Here is a 20,147-nt window from a genome sequence, read left to right on the forward strand (position 1 = left end):
CCCGCTGATCGCGCCAAGACTGCGCGACTGTGCAGATCAAGCGGCTGCGCCTTTCCGGCTTCAAAAGCTTCGTCGATCCGGCCGATCTCAGGATCGAGCCGGGGCTGACCGGCGTCGTCGGCCCCAACGGCTGCGGCAAGTCCAATTTGCTCGAAGCGCTGCGCTGGACGATGGGCGAGAATAGCGCAAAGTCGATGCGCGGCGCCGGCATGGAAGACGTGATCTTCGCCGGCACCGCCACCCGCCCCCCGCGCGACTTCGCCGAAGTCTCCCTCCTCGCCGAGGTGAACGGCGCCGAGACCGAAATCGTCCGCCGCATCGAACGCGGCGCCGGCAGCGCCTATCGCATCGACGGCAAGGACGTGCGCGCCAAGGACGTGTCGCTGCTCTTCGCCGATGCCGCGACCGGCGCCCACTCCCCCGCACTCGTCAGCCAGGGGCGGATCAGCGCGGTCATCGCCGCCAAGCCCACCGACCGCCGCGCCATGCTGGAGGAAGCCGCCGGCATCGCCGGCCTCCACGTCCGCCGCCGGGACGCCGAACAGAAATTGCGCGCGACCGAGGCCAATCTGTTGCGCCTCGACGAAGTCATCGCCGATCAGGAAGCACGCGCCGCCGCGCTCCGTCGCCAGGCACGCCAAGCGGAAAGATACCGCCTCCTCTCCACCCAGATTCGCGTCGCCGAGGCCCGCATGATCTTCGCCCGCTGGCGCGAAGCGGCGACCGCCGCCGATCTGGCCAAGGCAGAGGCGATAGCGGCCGAGGCGCGCGTGAGGCAGGCCAATATTCTCCAGCAGCAGGCCGCCACCGCACAGGCGCAGGCCACCGAAACGCTCGCCGCCGCCCGCAGCGCCGCGCTCGACGCCCGCGACCGCAGCGGAGAAATCGCGCATCAACTCGCCGCCCTTCGCGCCGAGGAACAGGCCATCAGCCGCCGCCTCGCCGACCTTGCACAAGCCGCCGCGCGCATCGCCGAGGATCGCAGCCGCGAAGGCGCGCTTGCCCATGACGCCGCCGAGGCGCTCGCCCGGCTCGATACCGAGCGAAAGGCGCTGGAAACCGCCATCGCCGCTGCCGCAACCGACCTCCCCGTCCGCGAGGCCGCACTGGCGGACGCCGAACGCCTCGCCCGCGATGCTGAGGTCGCCCTCGCCCAGGCACTCGCCCGCCAGGCCGCCGAAGCCGCCGACGCGCGCGTCGCCCATGCCGCCGCCGCCGCCGCACGCACCCGCCTCGACCGCGCCGAGCGGGAAGTGGCACAAATCGCGCAGCAGCTCGCCGCGCTCGGTGACGCCGCCCCGCTGGAGCGCGATCGCGATACCGCCGCCGCGACGCTCGCAGCCGCCCTTCACCAAGCCGAAGCAGCCCGCACCGCGCAGGCCGACGCCGAGGTCGCCGAACGCGCAGCCCTGAGCGCGCGCGACGCAGCACAGGCCACCCGCGCCGCCGCCCGCGCCGATCTCGCCGCGCTCGACAGCGAGGCCGCCGCGCTCCGCCGCGCGACCGAGCGCAAGGGCCGCGACCGCCTGCTCGATCACGTCCGCGCCGCCCCCGGCTACGAACGCGCCCTTGCCGCAGCATTGGGCGACGACCTCGAAATCGGCCTCGACCAGCAAGCCGATACTTATTGGTCATATGCGGCGGCCGCCCCCACGACGCCCCCGGCGGCCGCTGCCGACCGCCTGATCCACCACGTCACCGCCCCCGCGCGCCTCAGCCCCCGCCTCGCGCACATCATCGTCCTCGACACGGACGATCAGCGCCCGCTCGCCCCCGGCGAACGCCTCGTCACCCGCACCGGCCAGCTCCGCCGCTGGGACGGCTATGTCGCCCGGCAAAGCGGCGCCGCCGCGGCCGAGCGGCTCGAACGCCTGAACCGCCTTGCCGCGATCGACGCAGCGCTCCCCGCCGCCCGCGATCGCGTGCAGGCCGCCGAGGCCGATCTCGCCCGTGAGGAAGCGACGATCACCGCCGCCCGCACCGCGGCGCGCACCGCGCGCGAGCAGCTCGCCCGCGCCGATGCCACCGCCCGAGACGCTCGCACCCGGCAGGATCGCGCCACCGCCCAGCTCGAACGGCTTGCGGGCCTGCGCACCGATCTCGACGCCCGCGCGGCGCGAACCGCCGCCGAGCGCGACGACGCCGCGCGCGACCACGCGACCGCCGCCACGGCGCTCACGGCGCTGCCCGATACCAGCGCCACCGCGGCCACCGTCACACCGCTTCAGCGCGAGGCCGAGCACCGCCGCACCGCCGTCGCCGAAGCACGCGCCGCCCGCTCCGCCACCGAGCGCGCCGGGGACGACGCCCGCACCCGTCTCGCCGCCGCTCAGGCCGATGTGAAAAGCTGGCGCGCCCGTGCCGGCGACGCCGCCCGGCGCATCGCCGACATGGGCAAGCGCGAGGCGGAAATCGCGGCCGAAACCGCCGCCATCGCCGCGCGCCCGGACGAACTCGCCGCCGCCCTCGCCGAAACCGCCGCCGCGCATGATGCGGCTCGTCGAACAGCCGAGGAACTGGCCGCTGCCGAACGCAACGCCGAGAGCGAGCTTCGCCAGAGCGAGGAGACCGCCCGCCGCGCCGGCGAAACGCTGTCGGAGGCACGCGAAGCACGCGCCGGCGCCGCCGCGCGCGCCGAAAGCCAGGAGCTTCGCCGCGTCGAGCTCGGCCGCGTTGCTGGCGAACGCTTCGAATGTCCCGCCCCCGTCCTTCCCGAAAAAATCGGCTTCGACAGTGACGAGATCCGCTCGCCGCAGGACGAGGCCGCCGCACACGACAAGCTCGTCCGTGATCGCGAGCGGGTCGGCCCGGTCAATCTCGTCGCCGAGCAGGAACTGGCGGAGCTTGAGGCCGGCGCCAGCGGCAATGCCGCCGAGCGCGAGGAGCTTGGCCAGGCCGTGAACCGCCTGCGCGGCTCGATCGGCACGCTGAATCGCGAAGGGCGCCAGCGCCTGCTCGCGGCGTTCGAGGCAGTGAACGGCCATTTCCGCCGCCTGTTCACGACTCTGTTCAACGGCGGCCAGGCGCATCTCGAACTGATCGATTCGGACGATCCGCTCGAGGCCGGGCTGGAGATCATGGCCCAGCCGCCCGGCAAGCGGCTCCAGTCGCTCACCTTGCTGTCCGGCGGCGAACAGGCGCTGACCGCGGTCGCGCTCATCTTCGGCCTGTTCCTCACCAATCCCGCGCCGATCTGCGTCCTCGACGAAGTCGACGCCCCGCTCGACGACGCCAATATCGAACGCTTCTGCGACCTGCTCGATCGGATGAGCCGCGAGACGCAGACGCGCTACCTCATCGTCACCCACAATGCCGTCACGATGAGCCGAATGCACCGCCTGTTCGGCGTCACCATGATCGAGCGCGGCGTCAGCCGATTGGTGTCGGTCGACCTTCAGGCTGCGGAGACGTTGCTGGCGGCAGAATAAGCAGCCACGCCGGCGCCGGGCTGCGCACCGCATCCACGATGATCCACAGCATCGCCGCCGCACGAAACGCCGCCGCAACGGCAATATGCCCCTGCGTCACCCCCATGCCGGCCCCGCCGGGCGAGGCGAAGAACCAGAACTCCGCCCAATACGCCGCCAGATCGCCGAGCACGAACCAGGCGACCGGCCACAGCTTGCGCGAAGTGATAAGCAGGAAGGGATAGAGCCACAGGTCGAACTGCGGCGAATAAACCTTGTTGGTCAGCAGGAACCAGGCAAGCACCGGGGTGAACAGCACCCACAGCGTGTCGTGATGACGCCGCCATCCGAGCATCACGATCGCCGCTGCGCCGCCGGCAAAGGCAATGAACGACCACAGGTTGCGAGCCTCGATATCGCTCGCCCACCAGCCCTGCGCGCCCATGATCTCCCATACCGCCGCCGCCGTCCCGCCGCGCTCGCGGCTGAAGGTGTAGAATTCGCTCCAATGGTCGAACGCGCGCCAGGCGACCGGCGCGTTGAACATCGCCCAGAACATGATGGCCACGACCGTCAAAATCGCGGCCGATCTGATCCGCTCCCGCCATGCTTTGCCTCCGCGCAACAGCGCCTGGAGGCCAATCAGTGGCAGCAGCAAAACGGGGAAAAGCTTCGCCGCCGTCCCGATCGCCGCCAGCGCCGCCGCGCTCAGCGCCTCCCCCCGCCGCGCAGCCAGAAGAGCCGCCACGGCCAGCGTAACGGCCAGCATGTCCCAATTATGCCCCAGGTACAGCACCAGCGGCGGCGCCCCCGCCCACCACCAGCGCCGCACCGTCGGCACCCCGGCGCGCTCCATCATCCGCAGCACGGCAAACGCCAGCACCGCGTTGACCAGCGCCACCACAAACAGGAAATCGGCCGCATCTGCCCGCGCCCCACCGATCACGCGCGCAATCAGGCCCTCCAGCCAGATCAGCGCCCCCGTCAGCACCGGATATTCGATCCGCGCCTCGACATAGGGGACCTGCCCCGCCGCTACGCCGCGCAGCCCCCAGAAGGGCACCGCATCCGAATAACAGCCGGTGATGTACTGCTCGTCGCCAATCCACGACGCGCCGCAATGCGCCTTGAACCACCAGCCCGCGACGCAGGTCGCAAGCAGCAGCAGATAAGGGCTGAAGCTGTTCAGGCGACGCGAATGCATGATCCCGCGGTAGCCGGCGATTGCGCCAGCGTCGATCGCTGGTCGACAAGCGCTCGAGCGGAACTTATATAGAACAAATGGCGCAGCTCGATGTCAGGCAGAAGCTGGAAATCCTTGCGGATGCAGCGAAATACGACGCTTCCTGCGCATCGTCGGGGACGACTAAACGCAACTCGCGCGACGGCAAGGGCATCGGCTCGACCGAGGGCATGGGCATTTGCCACGCTTATGCGCCGGACGGCCGCTGCATCAGCCTGCTGAAGATCCTGCTCACCAACAGCTGCATCTTCGACTGCCATTATTGCATCAACCGCAAGAGTTCGAATGTCCGCCGCGCGCGCTTCACCGCGAAGGAGGTCGTGAACCTCACCCTTTCCTTCTACCGGCGCAATTATATCGAGGGGCTGTTCCTCTCCTCCGGCATCATCGGTTCGTCCAACTACACAATGGAGCAACTGGTCGAGGTCGCCCGCTCGCTGCGCGAGGATCACCATTTCCGCGGCTATATCCACCTCAAGACGATCCCCGACGCCGATCCGGAACTGATCCACCTGGCCGGGCTCTACGCCGATCGCATGTCGATCAACGTCGAACTTCCCACCGTCAGCGGCTTGAAGCGACTGGCGCCGGAAAAGGACAATGGCCGGATCGAGGGCGCGATGAAAGGCCTGAAATCCTCGATCCTCGACACGCGCGACGCGAAGAAGCGCTACAAGTCAGCCCCCACCTTCGCACCGGCCGGGCAATCGACGCAGATGATCGTCGGCGCCGATGCGGCGACCGACGGGGACATCGTCACCAAGGCTGCGACGCTCTACGACCGCTTCGATCTTCGCCGCGTCTATTATTCCGCGTTCAGCCCGATTCCGGACGCCTCCGCCGTCCTCCCACTGCAGCGCCCGCCGCTCATGCGTGAGCATCGCCTCTACCAGTCAGACTGGCTGATGCGCTTCTACGGCTTCCAGCCAAAGGAGGTGGTCGCAGCGGCGGATGATGCCACCGGCATGCTCCCGCTCGATATCGATCCCAAGCTCGCCTGGGCGCTGAAGTTCCGCGATAGCTTCCCCGTCGACGTGAACCGCGCGCCGCGCGAACTGCTGCTGCGCGTGCCGGGGCTCGGCACCAAGGCAGTAGCGAACATCCTAACCAGCCGCCGCTGGCGCCGCCTTCGGCTCGCCGACGTGGCACGACTGACCGTGTCGATCGCAAAGATCCGCCCCTTCATCGTCGCCGATGATTGGCGGCCCGTCGCGCTCACCGACAAGGCCGAACTGAAGCCGATCGTCGCCCCCAGGAAGCAACAGCTGGAACTGTTTGCCGCCTGAGGGCGCGGGCGGCTGATGCGGTGGCGCTCAGTCGCCCGATCAGTCGTTCGTGCGTGACATTACCGCCGCGGTTCGCGCCGAATGGCGATCGCTCAACAGCATGGCGCAGGTGCGCTCGGCAGTGGAACGGACCCGCTCGAGCTGCTCGGCGGCGTAATCGGCATCCATATCCGGCACGACCGAATCGATCCGGATATGCTCGGCCCGCGTCATCCCCAGCCCCTGCCACAGATAAGCGTCGAAGATCTCGCGCAGCGACCCGACCTGCCCCTTTTCGTGCAGCCAGGCCAGCGACGTGCCCGACGTGCTGAACGACAGCAGCGGCTTGCCCTTCACCGCCGGATGCCCGGCCTGCGCCTGCACGTCGCGGAAGCTGTAGTTGGAGCCCAGCACGCGATCGACATAGCCCTTCAGCATCGCGGGCGGCAGCGCGAACCAGATCGGATAGACCAGCACCAGGATGTCGGACGCGCCGAGCAGCTCCAGCTCGGCCGCGACATCGGCGGAAAGCTGCCCGTCCCCCTCGATCGGACGTTCCTCGTTGCGCAGCACCGGGTCAAAGCCCATCGCATAAAGATCGCGCACCACGACTTGCTGCCCCAGCCGCTCTACCGTCTCGACATAGGTGTCGACGATCTGGCCATCGAAGCTGGTGCGGCTGGGGTTGGCGAGCACCAGATGGTGGCGGATCACCGTCGAATCCGGGCTGTTCATGTCCTTACCTCCATTATGCGTGCTGGAGGCCTGTCGTTAGCACGGGTGCCGCCGGGCGCGAACCTGTGCGTGGCGCGCATTGATCAGGGTGCGGCGGTCGCCCCCAATGCCTCACGCGCCGCCCGCCGCGCCGTGCGGCTGGCGCGAACGCTGTCCCACGCAAAAATCGCGCACCCGATCCAGATCAGCCCGAACACGACCAGGTGCAGCGGCCGCAGCGGCTCGCCGAAAATCGCCACGGCGACGAAGAACTGGAGCGTCGGCGCGACATATTGCAGCAGCGCCAGCACCGAATAGGGTAGCCGGCGCGCCGCGGCCGCGAACATCAGCAGCGGCAGCGCCGTGATCACGCCGAGCACCACCAGCAGCACGTCGATCGACAGGTCACGCCCCATCGCGCCCGTTCCATCGCCGGCGGCAACCAGCAGGAAGATCAGCGACGGCGGCGCCAGCAGCAGCGTCTCGATCAGCAACCCGCCAAGGGAGTCGATCGCCACCACCTTGCGCACCAGGCCATAGATGCCGAACGAGGCGGCAAGCGTCAGCGAGATCCACAGCGTATCAATCGCAAACAGCGCCATGATGATGACGCCCACCGCTGCGATCGCGATCGCCATGCCCTGCCACTTGCGCAGCCGCTCCCCGAGGATGGCGACACCCAGCGCGACGTTGACCAGCGGGTTGATGAAATAGCCAAGGCTGCCGGCCAGCGTCTGGCCGTTGTTCACCGCCCAGATGTAGATCAGCCAGTTGATCGCGATCAGCACCGCGCTCGCCACCAGCATCGCGATCGTGCGCGCGTTCACCGCCGCCCGGATCGCGCTCCAGCGCCGCACCGCGCTGACCACCAGGATCAGCAGGACCGCCGACCAGACCACCCGATGCGCCAGCACCTCCAGCGCGGGCACCGACGCGAGCAGGCGAAAGTAGAGCGGCAGCACGCCCCACATCGTGTACGCGCCCAGCCCCAGCAGCAGGCCGCCGCGCGCGCCATTGTCAGTCATGCGAGGCGGCCTTTGCTACAGGTTCAGCGTTCGCTGAGGTAATAACGGTCAAGCGCGCGCAGATCGTCGTCCAGGTCATAGACGATCGGCTGGCCGGTCGGGATCTCAAGGCTGGTGATCTCGTCATCCGGGATGTTTGACAGATGCTTCACCAGCGCGCGCAGCGAGTTGCCGTGCGCGGAGATCAGCACACGCTGTCCATCCTTCAGCGCCGGCGCGATCCGCTCCTCCCAATACGGCAGGACGCGGGCGATCGTGTCCTTCAGGCTCTCCGTCGCGGGAATGTCGATCCCGGCATAGCGGCGATCCTTGCTGAGGTCGTACGGCCCGCCGGCGTCGGCCACGGGCGGCGGAATGTCGAAGCTTCGGCGCCAGATATGCACCTGCTCCTCGCCATGCTTTGCCGCGGTCTCCGCCTTGTTGAGGCCGGTCAGCCCGCCATAATGGCGCTCGTTCAGCCGCCAGTGCTTCTCGGTCGGCAGCCACAGCCGACCCATCGCCTCCAGCGCCAGGTTCAGCGTCTTGATCGCGCGGGTCTGCAGCGAGGTGAAGGTCAGGTCAAAATCGAGGCCCTTAGCCGCCATCAACTCGCCCGCCGCCTTGGCTTCGGCCGCGCCCTTTTCCGTCACGTCCACGTCCCACCAGCCGGTGAAGCGGTTCTCGAGGTTCCACGCCGACTGGCCGTGGCGGATCAGGACGAGCTTGGGCATCGATATCTCCCGTTGGCAATGACGCCTGTGATGGCCGCGCTGTTAGAGAGTGGAGGCGCCCTTCGACAAGCGCGCAGGGAAAGGTTTAAGTTCGCGCCGAAGGAGAATTGCGATGGCGATCGTGCGGCAGACCCTGGTGTATGATGGCCCCGGCGGCCCGTTCGAGGGCGTGATCACCTGGGAGGATGAGGTCGAGACGCAGCGCCCGGGCGTGCTCGTCTGCCCCAACATCCTGGGGCAAAAGGAAGCTGACAACCAGAAGGCGGAGGATCTCGCCAAACTCGGCTATGTCGCGCTGGCCTGCGACGTGTTCGGCCAGGGCCGGCGCAAGACGCGCGAAAGCAGCAACGTGTCCGAATATATGGACGAACTCGATGCCGACCGAGGCCTGCTGCGCGATCGGCTTGCCGCCTCGCTCGCAGCGTTGCGCGGCTTCGCCTCGGTCGATCCCGCCCGCGTGGCGGCGATCGGCTTCTGCTTTGGTGGCAAATGCGTGCTCGACATGGCGCGCGCCGGGCTGCCGATCCTGGGCGGAGTCAGCTTCCATGGCGTCTACGATCGGCCGGATTACGCCAATGTCGATCCGATTACGGCGAAGCTGCTGATCTGCCACGGCTGGGAAGATCCGCTCTGCCCGCCGGACACGATGGTGGCGCTAGGTCAGGAGCTAACCGCGGGCAAGGCCGATTGGCAGATCCACGCTTATGGCCATGCAGGCCACGCCTTCACCGACACCTCAGTCCCGGCCGGCCGCACCCCCGGCTTCGGCTATGACGAGAATGCCGACCGTCGCAGCTGGAAGGCGATGAGCGACTTTCTGGCCGAACTGTTTCTCTAGGGACGCGGCACCGGGCACCGGGCACGACGCCCCCGCCCGGCCCGCTTACTCAGCGGCGTTGCGCTCCGGCGCGTCGAGGTCGCCGGGCAGCGCCCAGTGCATGTCACCCTTCCCCAGCAGACGGCCGTCGTGGCTCAGCACCGCCACCTGCTGGATCGGCCGGTTGTCGCGCGCATCGACCAGGATCGGGAAGGCCGGGCAACCGGTCTCCCACTTCTCCCCCCATTGCCGCAGCGCGACCATCGTGGGCAGCAGCGCATAACCCTTGTCGGTGAGGTGATAGGCGATCTTGCGCCGGTCCTCGACCAGTGAGCGGCGCTCCATGATTCCGTGATCGACGAAGCGCGACAGGCGGTTGGCCAGGATGTTGCGCGCGATGCCGAGCTCGGACTGGAATTCCTCGAAATGCTTCAGCCCGTTGAAGGCCGCGCGCAGGATCAGGAACGCCCAGCGCTCACCCATCGATTCCAGCGCGGCGGGAAGACTGCATTCCCCTAGCGGCTCGCGCAACTCACCCATCGATACTCCTTCTCACGCAACAAGGTAGCGCATCGCGCTCCATGCGCCGAGTACCAAATAAAAGTTGTCGATTGCAACTCGCACATGCGAGTTGCCTATTGAAACTCGCATGTGCGACATTTACGTCGCGCTTATTAGGTTTTGGGAGAGCCCACATGATTCGCATGCTTGCCAAGTCGGTACTCGCTTCCGCCGCGCTGCTGGCGTCCTTCGCGGCCCATGCGCAGACCAATGGCGCCTATGTCGCCACGCCGGCCGAAACGCCCACCAAGACCGTTCTGATGACCCGTGACACGCCGTGGATGCTGCGCAACGGTGCCTATGTCGCCACCAATGCGCCGATGCGTGACATGGCCGCCTGCCAGCTGGTGGCGCGCAGCACTGGCGCGCTCACCGCTTTCACTGCCAATGGCCAGGCGTTCGACGCCGTCGCACTCGATACCTGCAATGCCAAGGCGAAGGGCGGCAAGGCCGTCGCTGCCAAGGCGAGCGCGAACGCTGCGCCCGCCAACTGATCGGCGCTCCCGCCGATAAACGGAGAAGGGCCTGCCCCCGACGGGGCGGGCCCTTTTCGTTTATCCTGTGTTTTCTGTTGCAAAGCGCGGGGCGGCTGCTCAAGTCGATGCCGTGTTGCGGCAATATGAACTTGTGGATCGGGTCCTTGAGTATGACCCGGAGGCGGACGAGGCGCTGCTCAATCGCGCCTATGTGTTTTCGGTCAACGCGCATGGCACGCAGAAAAGGGCCAGCGGCGATCCCTATTTCAGCCACCCGATCGAAGTCGCCGGCATCCTGACCGAGCTTCACCTCGACGATGAGACGATCGCCACCGCGATCCTTCACGATACCGTCGAGGACACGGTCGCCACCAGCGACCAGATCCGCCAGATCTTCGGCGACAATGTCGCGCGGCTGGTCGACGGCGTGACCAAGCTGTCCAAGATCGAGGCGCAGACCGAAAGCGAGCGCGCGGCGGAAAACCTGCGCAAGTTCCTGCTCGCCATGTCGGGCGACATCCGCGTGCTGCTGGTGAAGCTGGCCGACCGGCTGCACAACATGCGCACGCTCCACCACATCAAGAATCCGGACAAGCGCAAGCGCATCGCGCGCGAAACGATGGATATCTACGCCCCGCTCGCCGAGCGGATCGGCATGTACGAGTTCATGAAGGAGATGCAGACGCTCGCCTTCCAGCAGCTCGAGCCGGAAGCGTATGAGTCGATCACCCGGCGACTGCAGCAACTTCAGGCCGGCGGCGGCGACCGGATCGAGAAGATCAAGCAGGGCCTGAAGGACCTGCTCGCCCGCCACGGGATCGAGGCGGAGGTCTCCGGTCGCGAGAAGCACCCGTACAGCATCTGGCGCAAGATGCAGGAACGGCACATCAACTTCGAGCAATTGTCCGACATCATGGCCTTTCGCGCCATCGTGAAGGATGAGGACCAATGTTACGCCGCGCTCGGGCATATCCACCGCCGCTGGCCGATGGTGCCGGGCCGGTTCAAGGATTATATCTCGACGCCCAAGCGCAACGGCTACCGTTCGCTGCACACCACCGTCATCCATGACGAGAATCAGCGCGTCGAAATCCAGATCCGCAGCGAGGAAATGCACGCGGAGGCGGAATTCGGCCTCGCCGCCCACTGGGCGTACAAGCAGGGTGAGAAGATCAGCCCGCAGACGCAGCAGGGCTGGATCGCCGACCTGGTGGAGATCCTCGATACCGCGGGCAGCCCCGAGGAGCTGCTCGAACATACCCGAATGGCGATGTATCAGGATCGCATCTTCGCCTTCACGCCGAAGGGCGAGTTGATCCAGCTGCCCAAGGGCGCGACGCCGATCGACTTCGCGTACGCGGTCCACACCGACCTTGGCGATCAGGCGGTCGGCGCGAAGATCAATGGTCGCGTGGTGCCGCTGCGCACCGCGATCGAAAACGGCGACCAGGTCCAGGTATTGCGGTCGAAGGCGCAGACGCCCCAGCCCAACTGGCTGAACTTCGCGATCACCGGCAAGGCGTTGGCCGCGATCCGACGGCATCTGCGGCAGGTGGAGCGCGAACAGACGATCGCGCTCGGCCGCAAGCTCTACGAGGATATCGTCACTCGCCTGCCCGCCCCGCTCGGCGCCGACGCCATGGCCCATGCGCTGACCCGGCTGAAGCTGCCCGACGAGGCAGCGCTGATGCAGGCGATCGCCCGCCGCACGCTGACCGATGCGCAGGTGATGGAAGCACTGATGCCCGGCTCGGCCGGGGCGGATGTCGCTCATTCGCCACCGCAATCCTCCGCGATCTCGATCGAGGGGCTCGCGCCCGGCGTCGCCTATGAGCTGGGCGAATGCTGCCACCCCGTCCCCGGCGACCGGATCGTGGGCCTGCGCCGCCCCGACGCCTCGATCGAGGTACATCGGATAGACTGCCCGACGCTGGCCGAACTCGCCGAACGATCGGACGAGGAAACCGACTGGATCGACGTCAAATGGGGCAACAAGACCGAAGGCGCCACGGCGCGCGTGTCGGTCGAGGTGAAGAACGAGCCCGGCGCGCTGGGCGTGCTCGCCACGATCATCGGCCAGCACAAGGCGAACATCATCAACCTGCGCCTCGACACCCGCGACACGCAATTCCACACCAATGTCATCGACGTGGAAGTGCATGACGCGCACCAATTGATGCGGCTGATCGCGGCGCTGCGCGCGGCGGACGCGGTGAACGCGGCCGAGCGCGTCTGATCCTGTCCCCGATGGCCCGGCGCCTGATGGTGCGCGTGGCCACTTGCGGCAACATCACTGCCTTGCCTAGGATCGGCCAGCTCTCCTACCGAAAGGCCTAAGCACTTGGATCGTCGTTCCTTCCTTGCCTCGGCAAGCGCTGCCTCCGTCTTTGCCCTGATCCCTGACGCGCTTCGCGCGCAGACCGGCGTGGCCGGCGCTGGCGCGAACACCGCCACCAATCCCGCGGACGCCCAGCTCAACAGCCTGTTCGACAAGGTTTTCGCGCAGACGCTGCAGCGGTCGCCCGAGCTTGCCACCTCGCTCGGCATGGACAAGGGCACCAACGCCGCGCTCAAGCATCGCCTGACCGATCAGTCCGCCGCCGGCAAGGCCAGCGCCCGCGCCGAACTGAAGCAGGCAATCGCCGCGATCCGCGCCGTCGATCCCGCGCCGCTTTCGACCCGTTCGAAGCTTGATCGTGAAGTGATTCTCTATTCGCTGGAAAGCCGCGCGATCCCCTATGATCGCTTCAAGCTGGACGGCGTGCAGCGCCCCTTCACCATCTTCCAGCAGGGCGGCAGCTATTTCTCGACGCCCGACTTCCTGAATTCCTCGCACACGATCAACAATGCGGCCGATTGCGAGGCCTATCTCGATCGCCTCGGCGCCTTCGCCAAGCGGCTCGACCAGGATACCGCGAACCAGAAGGAAGAGGCCTCGCGCGGCTATCTCGCGCCCGACTTCTCGCTTGACCTGACGCTTGGCCAGATGGCGAAGCTTCGCGGTCAACCCGCGGCCGACAGCGGCCTTGCGCAATCGGTGGCGAAGCGCGCCGCGGCGAAGAACATCGGCGGCGACTGGCAGGCTCGCGCGGCAAAGATCGTGGAGGGTGAGATCTACCCTGCGCTCGACCGTCAGATCGCGCTGATCAAGGCGCTCCGTCCCAAGGCGCGTAGCTCCGCCGGCATCTGGGACGTGCCGCAGGGCGACGCCATCTATGCCGCCGCGCTGGAGCAGGCGACCACTACCAAATACTCGCCCGCAGAGGTCCACCAGATGGGCCTCGACCAGGTGGCGGAAATCACCGCGCAGCTCGACACCATCCTGCGCAAGCAGGGCCTGACGCGCGGCAATGTCGGCGCGCGGCTGAACGAGCTCAATGTGCGGCCGGAACAGGTCTATCCCGACACCGCAGAAGGCCGCGCGGCGCTGATCAAGGGCCTGAACGAGGGCAATGCGGCCATGACCGCGAAGCTGGGTCAGGCAATCCTCAACCCGCCCAGCGAACCGCTCGACATTCGCGCGGTGCCGGTGGACATTCAGGACGGCGCCTCCAACGGCTATTACAGCCGCGCCGCGCTCGACGGCTCGCGCCCGGCGATCTATTGGATCAACCTGAAGAACGTCGGCGACTGGCCGAAATATTCGCTGCCCAGCCTCACCTATCACGAAGGCGTGCCGGGCCACCACCTGCAGATCTCGATCGCGCAAAAGGCGCCGCAGCCGCTGTTGCGCAACCTCAGCTTCTTCAGCGGCTACAGCGAAGGCTGGGCGCTCTACGCCGAAAGCCTGGCCGACGAACTGGGCGGCTATGCCGACGATCTGGAGCGGGCGGGCTTCCTGCAGAGCTATCTCTTCCGCGCCGCGCGCCTCGTCATCGATACCGGCATCCATACCAAGCGTTGGACGCGCGATCAGGCGACCGATTACATGGTCGAAACGGTCGGCTTCGCCCGCCCGCGCTCGCAGCGCGAGATCGAGCGTTACTGCACCCAGCCCGGTCAGGCGTGCAGCTACAAGGTGGGTCACGCCGCCTGGGTGCGCGCGCGAGAGACGGCGCAGAAGCTGCGCGGTGACAAGTTCGACCTGCGCCAGTTCCACGAGGTGCTGCAATATGGCGCGGTGCCGCTGACCATCCTGCAGCGGCTCGTCGAGGAGCAGGCCCGCACCGCCTGACGCCTTCGCTGCGGCGTCCACACGGCACTTGTTGCGCGAGGGCGACGGAACTGTTCAGGGATCATCGCGTAGGACAGGACCGAAAGGATCCTGCCCCGCATGACTCGCCTGCTTTCCGTCGCCCTCGCCCTCCCCGCCGCCACCATGGCGGTCACCATCCCCGCCACCGTCAGCGCACAGGCGCGGTCGATCTCCGCCAGTGAGAAGGCGCAGGGCGCGGAAGCCAACCCGCAATTGCTGGCCGAGTTCGGCGGCAAATATGACGGGCCGCAGGCGGCCTATGTCGAGCAGGTCGGCAAAAGGGTGGCGGTGCAATCGGGCCTGTCCAACGCGCAGGGCGATTTCACCGTCGCGCTGCTCAATTCGCCGGTCGAGAACGCCTTCGCCATCCCCGGCGGCTATGTGTACGTCACCCGCCAGCTGCTCGCGCTGATGAACAGCGAGGCGGAGCTCGCCAGTGTGATGGGGCATGAGGTGGGCCACGTCGCCGCGCGCCACTCCGCCGGGCGTCAACGTACCGCCGGCATCGGATCACTCCTCGCCGGGGTGGTCGGTGCGGTCGCTGGCAACAGCGCGATCGGTCAGCTTGCCGGTGCGGGCGCACGCAACGCGGCGCAGCTTTACACGCTGAAATACGGCCGCGATCAGGAATATGCCGCCGATGCGCTGGGCGTGCGCTACATCGCCGGCGCCGGCTACAATCCCTATGCCGCCGCCGACATGCTGGAACAGCTTGGCGCGTCGACCAGCCTTAATGCACGGCTGGCGGGCCAACAGACCGGGACACCCACCTGGGCATCGACTCACCCCAACAGCCGCGAGCGTGTGCAGCGCGCACGGCAATTGGCGCAGCAGACCGGTCGCGCCGCCGCGCCGGTGCAGCAGCAGGACGTCGCGTTCCTCCGCCGGCTCGACGGCATGGTCTATGACGATGATCCCCGGCAGGGCGTGGTCAACGGCCAGACCTTCGTCCATCCCGTGATGCGCCTGCGCTTTACCGCGCCGACCGGCTATCGCATCGCCAACGGCAGCGATGCGGTGACGGTCGCCGGCAGCGGTGGCCAGGCCCAGTTCAAGGCCGCGGCGGCGACCAGCGACCTTCCCACCTTCGTCGCACAGCAGTTCCGCGCGCTGGGTGCCAGTGCCGCGCCGGCGGCGCAGGCCGGCCGCGCCAACGGCCTGGACTACGCCTATTCCACCGTGCGCGCGAACGCGAACGGCCAGTCGGTCGACGCCACGGTCCTTGCCTATCGCTTCCCCGCGGCCACCTATTATTGGACCATCGTGACGCCGGCCGGCCGCGGTATCGGGCCGTTCACCTCCCTTGTCGACAGCGTCGCGCCGATCACGGCGCAGGATGCCGCCAAGGTGCGCGGCAAGAAGCTGCGCATCGTCACGGTCAAGGCCGGCGACACAATCGATAGCCTGTCGCGCCAGATGGCCTATACCGATGCGCAGCGCGACCGGTTCATGACGCTGAACGGCCTGTCTGATCGCGACACGCTTCGTCCCGGTATGCTCGTCAAGGTCGTGACGGAGGCCTGAGCATCCTGTAACGCCGCGCGGATGCACCGCCCTGCCCTTTCGATCGTCATTCCTTGCTATAACGAAGCCGACACGCTGCCGCTGTTGCACCAACGCGTGTCGGCGGCGGCGCGCGCCGCCGTGGGCGACGATCACGAGATCGTGCTGATCAACGATGGTTCGCGCGACGACAGCTGGGCGATCATGCAATATCTCGCCACCACCGATCCCCGGCTGGTGGCGATCAACCTGTCGCGCAATCACGGCCACCAGCTGGCGCTGACCGCCGGCCTTGACCTGTGCTCGGGCGAACAGATCCTGATCATCGACGCCGATCTTCAGGATCCGCCCGAATTGCTCGGCGAATTGCGCGCGACGATGGCGCGCGAGAATGCCGATGTCGTCTACGCCGTCCGTCGCAAGCGGGCCGGCGAAACCTTGTTCAAGAAGGCGACCGCCGCCGCTTTTTACCGCCTGCTCGACCGGCTGACCGACACGCCGATCCCGCTCGACACCGGCGACTTCCGCCTGATGAGCCGCCGGGCGCTCGATGCGCTTTTGTCGCTCCCCGAACAGGCGCGCTTCATCCGCGGCATGGTGGCGTGGATCGGCTTTCGCCAGGTGCCCTTTCCCTATGATCGTGCGGAGCGGCACGCGGGCGAAACCAATTATCCGCTGTCGAAGATGCTTCGGCTCGCGTTTGACGCGGTCACCGGCTTCTCCACTGCGCCGCTGCGCTTCGCCAGCCATGCGTCGGTCGCGCTCGCGGGCCTTGCGCTGTTGCTGCTGTTCTACATCGCCTGGGGGTATTTCGAGGGCAATCCGGTCCAGGGCTGGACCTCGACGATGCTGGTGGTGACGGTGCTCAGCGCGGTGCAGATGTTCGTGCTCGGCATGATCGGCGAATATCTCGGCCGATTGTACATCGAATCGAAGCGCCGCCCGCTGTACCTCGTCGCCGATATCGCCGGCACGGTGCATCGCCGCGCCACGCTCGGCTTCCAGGCCGAAGGCACCCGCATTCCCGCGCATGAGATCGCCCGCGAGGAAAGCGCCTGACGGCAAGGCTCGCGGTTGATCATGGCGGATCGACGCTTACGCGATTGAAGATATGACAACGGTATCCTATCGGTCGGACTGGTAAGAGGGGAACAGGCCTGTGACGACGACAATCGCCGATCGGCGCCGCTGGATCGTGCTCGGGCTGGTGTTCGTCGCCATCGTGCTAAACTATGTCGATCGCCAGATACTGGCGCTGCTGAAGCCCACGCTGCAGGCGGAATTCGACTGGTCTGATCGCGACTACAGCCACATGGCCTCCGCCTTCCAGTTCGCGGCAGCGGTGGCATTCCTCGGCACTGGCTGGTTCATCGACAAGATCGGCCTGCGCTGGGGCTTCGCCATCGGTGTCGGCGTGTGGAGCCTCGCCGGCATGGCGCACGCCTTCGCCACCACCGTGTCCGGCTTCGTTGCCTCGCGCGCGGTACTCGGCGCCGCCGAATCGATCGGCACGCCCGCCGCGGTGAAGACCGCCGCGACCTATTTCGGTGGCAAGGATCGCTCGGTCGCGCTCGGGCTGGTCGGCATCGCGCCCAACATCGGCGCGATCCTTACGCCGCTGCTGATCCCTGTAATGGCGCTCATGTTCGGCTGGAAGGCGACCTTCCTCATCGCCGGCGGGCTCGGACTGGTGTGGGTCGTCGCCTGGCTGATGATGCGCATCCCGCCACAGCCCAATGCCGCGCGCGATGCCGCCGCGCCCAAGATCGCTTGGAGCAGCCTGCTGAAGGATCGCCGGCAATGGGCAGTGATCCTGGGCAAGGCGCTGACCGATCAGGTCTGGTGGTTCCTGTTGTTCTTCATGCCCGACATGTTCCACCGCACCTTCGGCCTGTCGCAGGGCACGCTGGGGCTGCCGGTCGCCTTCGTCTATTTCATGGCGGCGCTGGGCGGCCTCAGCGGCGGCTTCCTGCCGGCGCGGCTGCTGCGCCGCGGCTGGAGCGTCAATGCCGCGCGGAAGACGTCGATGCTGATCTATGCACTGCTGATTGTCCCTATCCCCGTGCTGGTCGGTGTCGACAGCGCCTGGGTGGCCGCCGCGATCCTCGGGCTCGGCCTGTTCGCTCATCAGGGTTTCTCGACCAACCTGTTCGGCCTGACGACGGATATCTTCCCCGCGCGCATCGTCGGCTCGGCGATCGGTATTGGTGCCTTTGCCGGGAATCTCTCGGGCATGGCGATGATCGAATTTGCCGGTTGGTCACTCGACAACGGTCACGGATATCTGCCGATGTTCCTGATCTGCTCGCTGACCTATCTCGCGGCGCTCGCCGCGATCCAGCTGATCCTGCCGCGCGTGGTGGCGATCGACGAGGACGCGGACGACGGCACGGCGGCACCGGTCATCGCGCACTAAGGCGGAAACGGCCGGCCGATCCGCCCGATCAGCCGGCCCACACCTCGGCATAAAGCTGCGCCATCTCCTCCGCATCGGGCACGCGCGGGTTGTTGGCCGGCGATCCCGACGCCGCCGCCTGCGCGCACATCACCGGCACCAGCGCATGCCAGCGCGCGCCGTCGATCCCCCATGCCGCCGGCCCGGGAACCGCGAGATCGCGGTTCAGCGTGGCAAGCTCCTCCAGCAGCCGAGCGACGGCCAGCTGGTCGCCATCAGCATCGTCCGCGACCCCCATCGTGCGTGCGCAGGTCGCATAGCGGGCAAGCGCGGCGGGCGCTGACCAGCGGGTTACGGCCGGCAGCAGCATCGCGTTAGACAGGCCATGCGGCACATGGAAATGCGCGCCGATCGGCCGGCTCATGCCATGCACCAGCGCGACCGAGCTGTTGGAAAAGGCGATGCCCGCCTGCGTCGCGCCCAGCATCATCGCCTCGCGCGCGGCGGCATCGTCGGGATCGGCATAAACCCGCCGCAGGTTGGGCGCGATCGCGCGCATTGCCAGCAACGCCATGCCGTCGCTGAACGGATTGGCGCGGCGCGAGACATAGGCCTCGATCGCATGGGTCAGCGAATCGATTCCCGTGTCGGCAGTCAGCCGCGCCGGCATGCTGAACGTCAGTTCGTAATCGACCAGCGCCGCGACCGGCAGATAGGCGAGGCCGGCGCACAGCATCTTCTCGTCGGTGGTCTCGTCGGTGATGATGGTGAAGCGGGTCGCTTCCGACCCCGTCCCCGCCGTCGTCGGAATGGCAATGATCGGCAGCCCCGCCGCATCCTGCACATGCGGCGCCTTATAGTCGGCCATCGTGCCGCCATGTGCGGCGAGCAGCGCGATCGCCTTTGCCGTGTCGATCGGACTGCCACCGCCAAACCCGACGACGCAATCATGATCGCCCGCACTGAGGCAGGCGAGCCCCGCCTTGACTGATGCGACCGTGGGATCGGGCACAGTGTCGGCAAACAGGCGATAATTGATCCCGGCCGCGTCCAGCCCCGCACACAGGCCCGCGACCTGCCCCGCTTCCAGCAGCCATGGGTCAGTGACGATCAATGGCCGGGCAAGGCCCAGCGTCGCCAGCACCTCCGCCAGTCGGCGCGACGCGCCGCCGCCGATGTGCAGCAGGCGGGGCAAAGCAATGGCCGCGATTGTCACGCTATGTCTCTCCTGTCCCGCCCCGGTGATCGCACAAGGGATCACATCATCTCGCCGCCCTGGTGACCGTCGTTCGCGGCCTTGGTGCCATGATCCAACGTCATAAACACATATGGATCAAGACCATTTACCTTGGCCGGGCGGGAAGGACGCCCGCCACGCTGCCGTTGAAGGGCGATCTACAAGGAGAGGCAAGATGCGTTACTTCGCACTATTCGGCGCAGCCGCACTGTTGCTGCCCGCCGTGGCGACCGCACAGACCGCCAGCCCGCAGGGCGGATCGGCGGGCGGCACCGCCGGCCAGACCGGCGCACCCGGCGGTACGATGACCAGCCAGCCGGGACAGGCCGACAGCAGCACTGGCGGCACCACGGGCGGCCAAATGGATCAGCACGGCCAGCATGGCGGTGTGATGGGCCCGCAAGGCAGCGCACCGGGCCGCGTACCCAACAGCCCGACGGCGAACACACCCGACAGGGTGACCGGCACGCCGCCGGTGCGCACCGGCACCAGCACGTCGACCACTGATCCGCGCGGCACCACACCGACGTCCGATCCGCAGGATGCAACGCCGCCGCGTTGACGACCGACCAACACGCTCACCCCGGCGCTCGCGTCGG

At 67.3% G+C, this 20,147-nt stretch carries 16 protein-coding genes; 10 read left to right on the forward strand and 6 right to left on the reverse strand.

What is annotated here, in order from left to right:
• Positions 1-29: 29 nt before the first annotated feature.
• Positions 30-3,428, forward strand: a complete 3,399-nt coding sequence (gene smc / locus L8F96_RS04855; RefSeq protein WP_334655302.1) for a chromosome segregation protein SMC — start codon at positions 30-32, stop codon at positions 3,426-3,428.
• On the opposite strand, the gene L8F96_RS04860 is transcribed toward smc, so the two are convergent.
• Positions 3,370-4,611 (reverse strand): hypothetical protein, encoded by a 1,242-nt coding sequence (locus L8F96_RS04860; RefSeq protein ID WP_334655304.1) that lies wholly within the window; start codon positions 4,609-4,611, stop codon positions 3,370-3,372. The genes smc and L8F96_RS04860 overlap by 59 nt on opposite strands.
• Before the next feature lie 77 nt (positions 4,612-4,688).
• Here L8F96_RS04860 and L8F96_RS04865 point away from each other — a divergent pair, with 77 nt between their 5' ends.
• On the forward strand, positions 4,689-5,936 hold the full coding sequence (locus L8F96_RS04865) for a putative DNA modification/repair radical SAM protein (RefSeq protein WP_334655306.1): 1,248 nt from the start codon (positions 4,689-4,691) through the stop codon (positions 5,934-5,936).
• Positions 5,937-5,975: 39 nt separating this feature from the next.
• On the opposite strand, the gene L8F96_RS04870 is transcribed toward L8F96_RS04865, so the two are convergent.
• The 3 genes from L8F96_RS04870 to gpmA form a co-directional block, all read right to left on the reverse strand.
• Entirely contained in the window at positions 5,976-6,650 is a 675-nt protein-coding gene (locus L8F96_RS04870; protein ID WP_145118151.1) for an NAD(P)H-dependent oxidoreductase, read from the reverse strand.
• An 83-nt stretch (positions 6,651-6,733) separates the two neighbouring features.
• On the reverse strand, positions 6,734-7,654 hold the full coding sequence (rarD, locus tag L8F96_RS04875) for an EamA family transporter RarD (protein WP_334655308.1): 921 nt from the start codon (positions 7,652-7,654) through the stop codon (positions 6,734-6,736).
• Positions 7,655-7,677: 23 nt separating this feature from the next.
• Entirely contained in the window at positions 7,678-8,364 is a 687-nt protein-coding gene (gene gpmA, locus L8F96_RS04880) for a 2,3-diphosphoglycerate-dependent phosphoglycerate mutase (RefSeq protein WP_046409971.1), read from the reverse strand.
• Positions 8,365-8,476: 112 nt separating this feature from the next.
• Between gpmA and L8F96_RS04885 the strand changes: the two genes are divergently transcribed.
• A complete protein-coding gene (locus L8F96_RS04885; protein ID WP_046409969.1) occupies positions 8,477-9,202 on the forward strand; it encodes a dienelactone hydrolase family protein in 726 nt (241 codons plus the stop codon).
• Between the two features lie 45 nt (positions 9,203-9,247).
• Here L8F96_RS04885 and L8F96_RS04890 read toward each other — a convergent pair whose 3' ends face one another.
• Positions 9,248-9,721 (reverse strand): winged helix-turn-helix transcriptional regulator, encoded by a 474-nt coding sequence (locus L8F96_RS04890; RefSeq protein WP_334655310.1) that lies wholly within the window; start codon positions 9,719-9,721, stop codon positions 9,248-9,250.
• Between the two features lie 155 nt (positions 9,722-9,876).
• Here L8F96_RS04890 and L8F96_RS04895 point away from each other — a divergent pair, with 155 nt between their 5' ends.
• From L8F96_RS04895 to L8F96_RS04920, 6 genes are all read left to right on the forward strand, one after another.
• The gene (locus L8F96_RS04895; RefSeq protein WP_334655311.1) at positions 9,877-10,236 is read left to right on the forward strand and encodes a CC_3452 family protein; all 360 of its coding nucleotides are present in this window, start codon (positions 9,877-9,879) and stop codon (positions 10,234-10,236) included.
• Between the two features lie 112 nt (positions 10,237-10,348).
• Complete coding sequence (locus L8F96_RS04900; protein WP_136450766.1) at positions 10,349-12,454, forward strand: RelA/SpoT family protein; 2,106 nt, start codon at positions 10,349-10,351, stop codon at positions 12,452-12,454.
• A 105-nt stretch (positions 12,455-12,559) separates the two neighbouring features.
• A complete protein-coding gene (locus L8F96_RS04905) occupies positions 12,560-14,392 on the forward strand; it encodes a DUF885 domain-containing protein (protein ID WP_334655313.1) in 1,833 nt (610 codons plus the stop codon).
• A gap of 99 nt (positions 14,393-14,491) precedes the next feature.
• On the forward strand, positions 14,492-15,937 hold the full coding sequence (locus tag L8F96_RS04910) for a M48 family metalloprotease (RefSeq protein ID WP_334655315.1): 1,446 nt from the start codon (positions 14,492-14,494) through the stop codon (positions 15,935-15,937).
• A gap of 21 nt (positions 15,938-15,958) precedes the next feature.
• Positions 15,959-16,975 (forward strand): glycosyltransferase family 2 protein, encoded by a 1,017-nt coding sequence (locus L8F96_RS04915; RefSeq protein WP_136450768.1) that lies wholly within the window; start codon positions 15,959-15,961, stop codon positions 16,973-16,975.
• 100 nt (positions 16,976-17,075) lie between these two features.
• Entirely contained in the window at positions 17,076-18,332 is a 1,257-nt protein-coding gene (locus L8F96_RS04920) for an MFS transporter (RefSeq protein ID WP_245995274.1), read from the forward strand.
• Positions 18,333-18,360: 28 nt separating this feature from the next.
• Here L8F96_RS04920 and L8F96_RS04925 read toward each other — a convergent pair whose 3' ends face one another.
• Entirely contained in the window at positions 18,361-19,527 is a 1,167-nt protein-coding gene (locus L8F96_RS04925) for an iron-containing alcohol dehydrogenase (protein ID WP_136450769.1), read from the reverse strand.
• A 196-nt stretch (positions 19,528-19,723) separates the two neighbouring features.
• Between L8F96_RS04925 and L8F96_RS04930 the strand changes: the two genes are divergently transcribed.
• Positions 19,724-20,110 (forward strand): hypothetical protein, encoded by a 387-nt coding sequence (locus L8F96_RS04930; RefSeq protein WP_136450770.1) that lies wholly within the window; start codon positions 19,724-19,726, stop codon positions 20,108-20,110.
• Positions 20,111-20,147 lie beyond the last annotated feature (37 nt).

Source organism: Sphingomonas panaciterrae (assembly GCF_036890205.1).
GTDB classification, from domain to species: Bacteria; Pseudomonadota; Alphaproteobacteria; order Sphingomonadales; family Sphingomonadaceae; genus Sphingomonas; species Sphingomonas panaciterrae.

Coding starts and splice junctions, on each gene's coding strand:
- gpmA (WP_046409971.1), bottom strand. CDS start 8,364: ATGCCCAAGCTCGTCCTGATCCGCCACGGCCAGTCGGCGTGGAACCTC.
- L8F96_RS04895 (WP_334655311.1), top strand. CDS start 9,877: ATGATTCGCATGCTTGCCAAGTCGGTACTCGCTTCCGCCGCGCTGCTG.
- L8F96_RS04890 (WP_334655310.1), bottom strand. CDS start 9,721: ATGGGTGAGTTGCGCGAGCCGCTAGGGGAATGCAGTCTTCCCGCCGCG.
- L8F96_RS04860 (WP_334655304.1), bottom strand. CDS start 4,611: ATGCATTCGCGTCGCCTGAACAGCTTCAGCCCTTATCTGCTGCTGCTT.
- L8F96_RS04870 (WP_145118151.1), bottom strand. CDS start 6,650: ATGAACAGCCCGGATTCGACGGTGATCCGCCACCATCTGGTGCTCGCC.
- L8F96_RS04910 (WP_334655315.1), top strand. CDS start 14,492: ATGACTCGCCTGCTTTCCGTCGCCCTCGCCCTCCCCGCCGCCACCATG.
- L8F96_RS04915 (WP_136450768.1), top strand. CDS start 15,959: ATGCACCGCCCTGCCCTTTCGATCGTCATTCCTTGCTATAACGAAGCC.
- L8F96_RS04930 (WP_136450770.1), top strand. CDS start 19,724: ATGCGTTACTTCGCACTATTCGGCGCAGCCGCACTGTTGCTGCCCGCC.
- L8F96_RS04885 (WP_046409969.1), top strand. CDS start 8,477: ATGGCGATCGTGCGGCAGACCCTGGTGTATGATGGCCCCGGCGGCCCG.
- rarD (WP_334655308.1), bottom strand. CDS start 7,654: ATGACTGACAATGGCGCGCGCGGCGGCCTGCTGCTGGGGCTGGGCGCG.
- L8F96_RS04865 (WP_334655306.1), top strand. CDS start 4,689: ATGGCGCAGCTCGATGTCAGGCAGAAGCTGGAAATCCTTGCGGATGCA.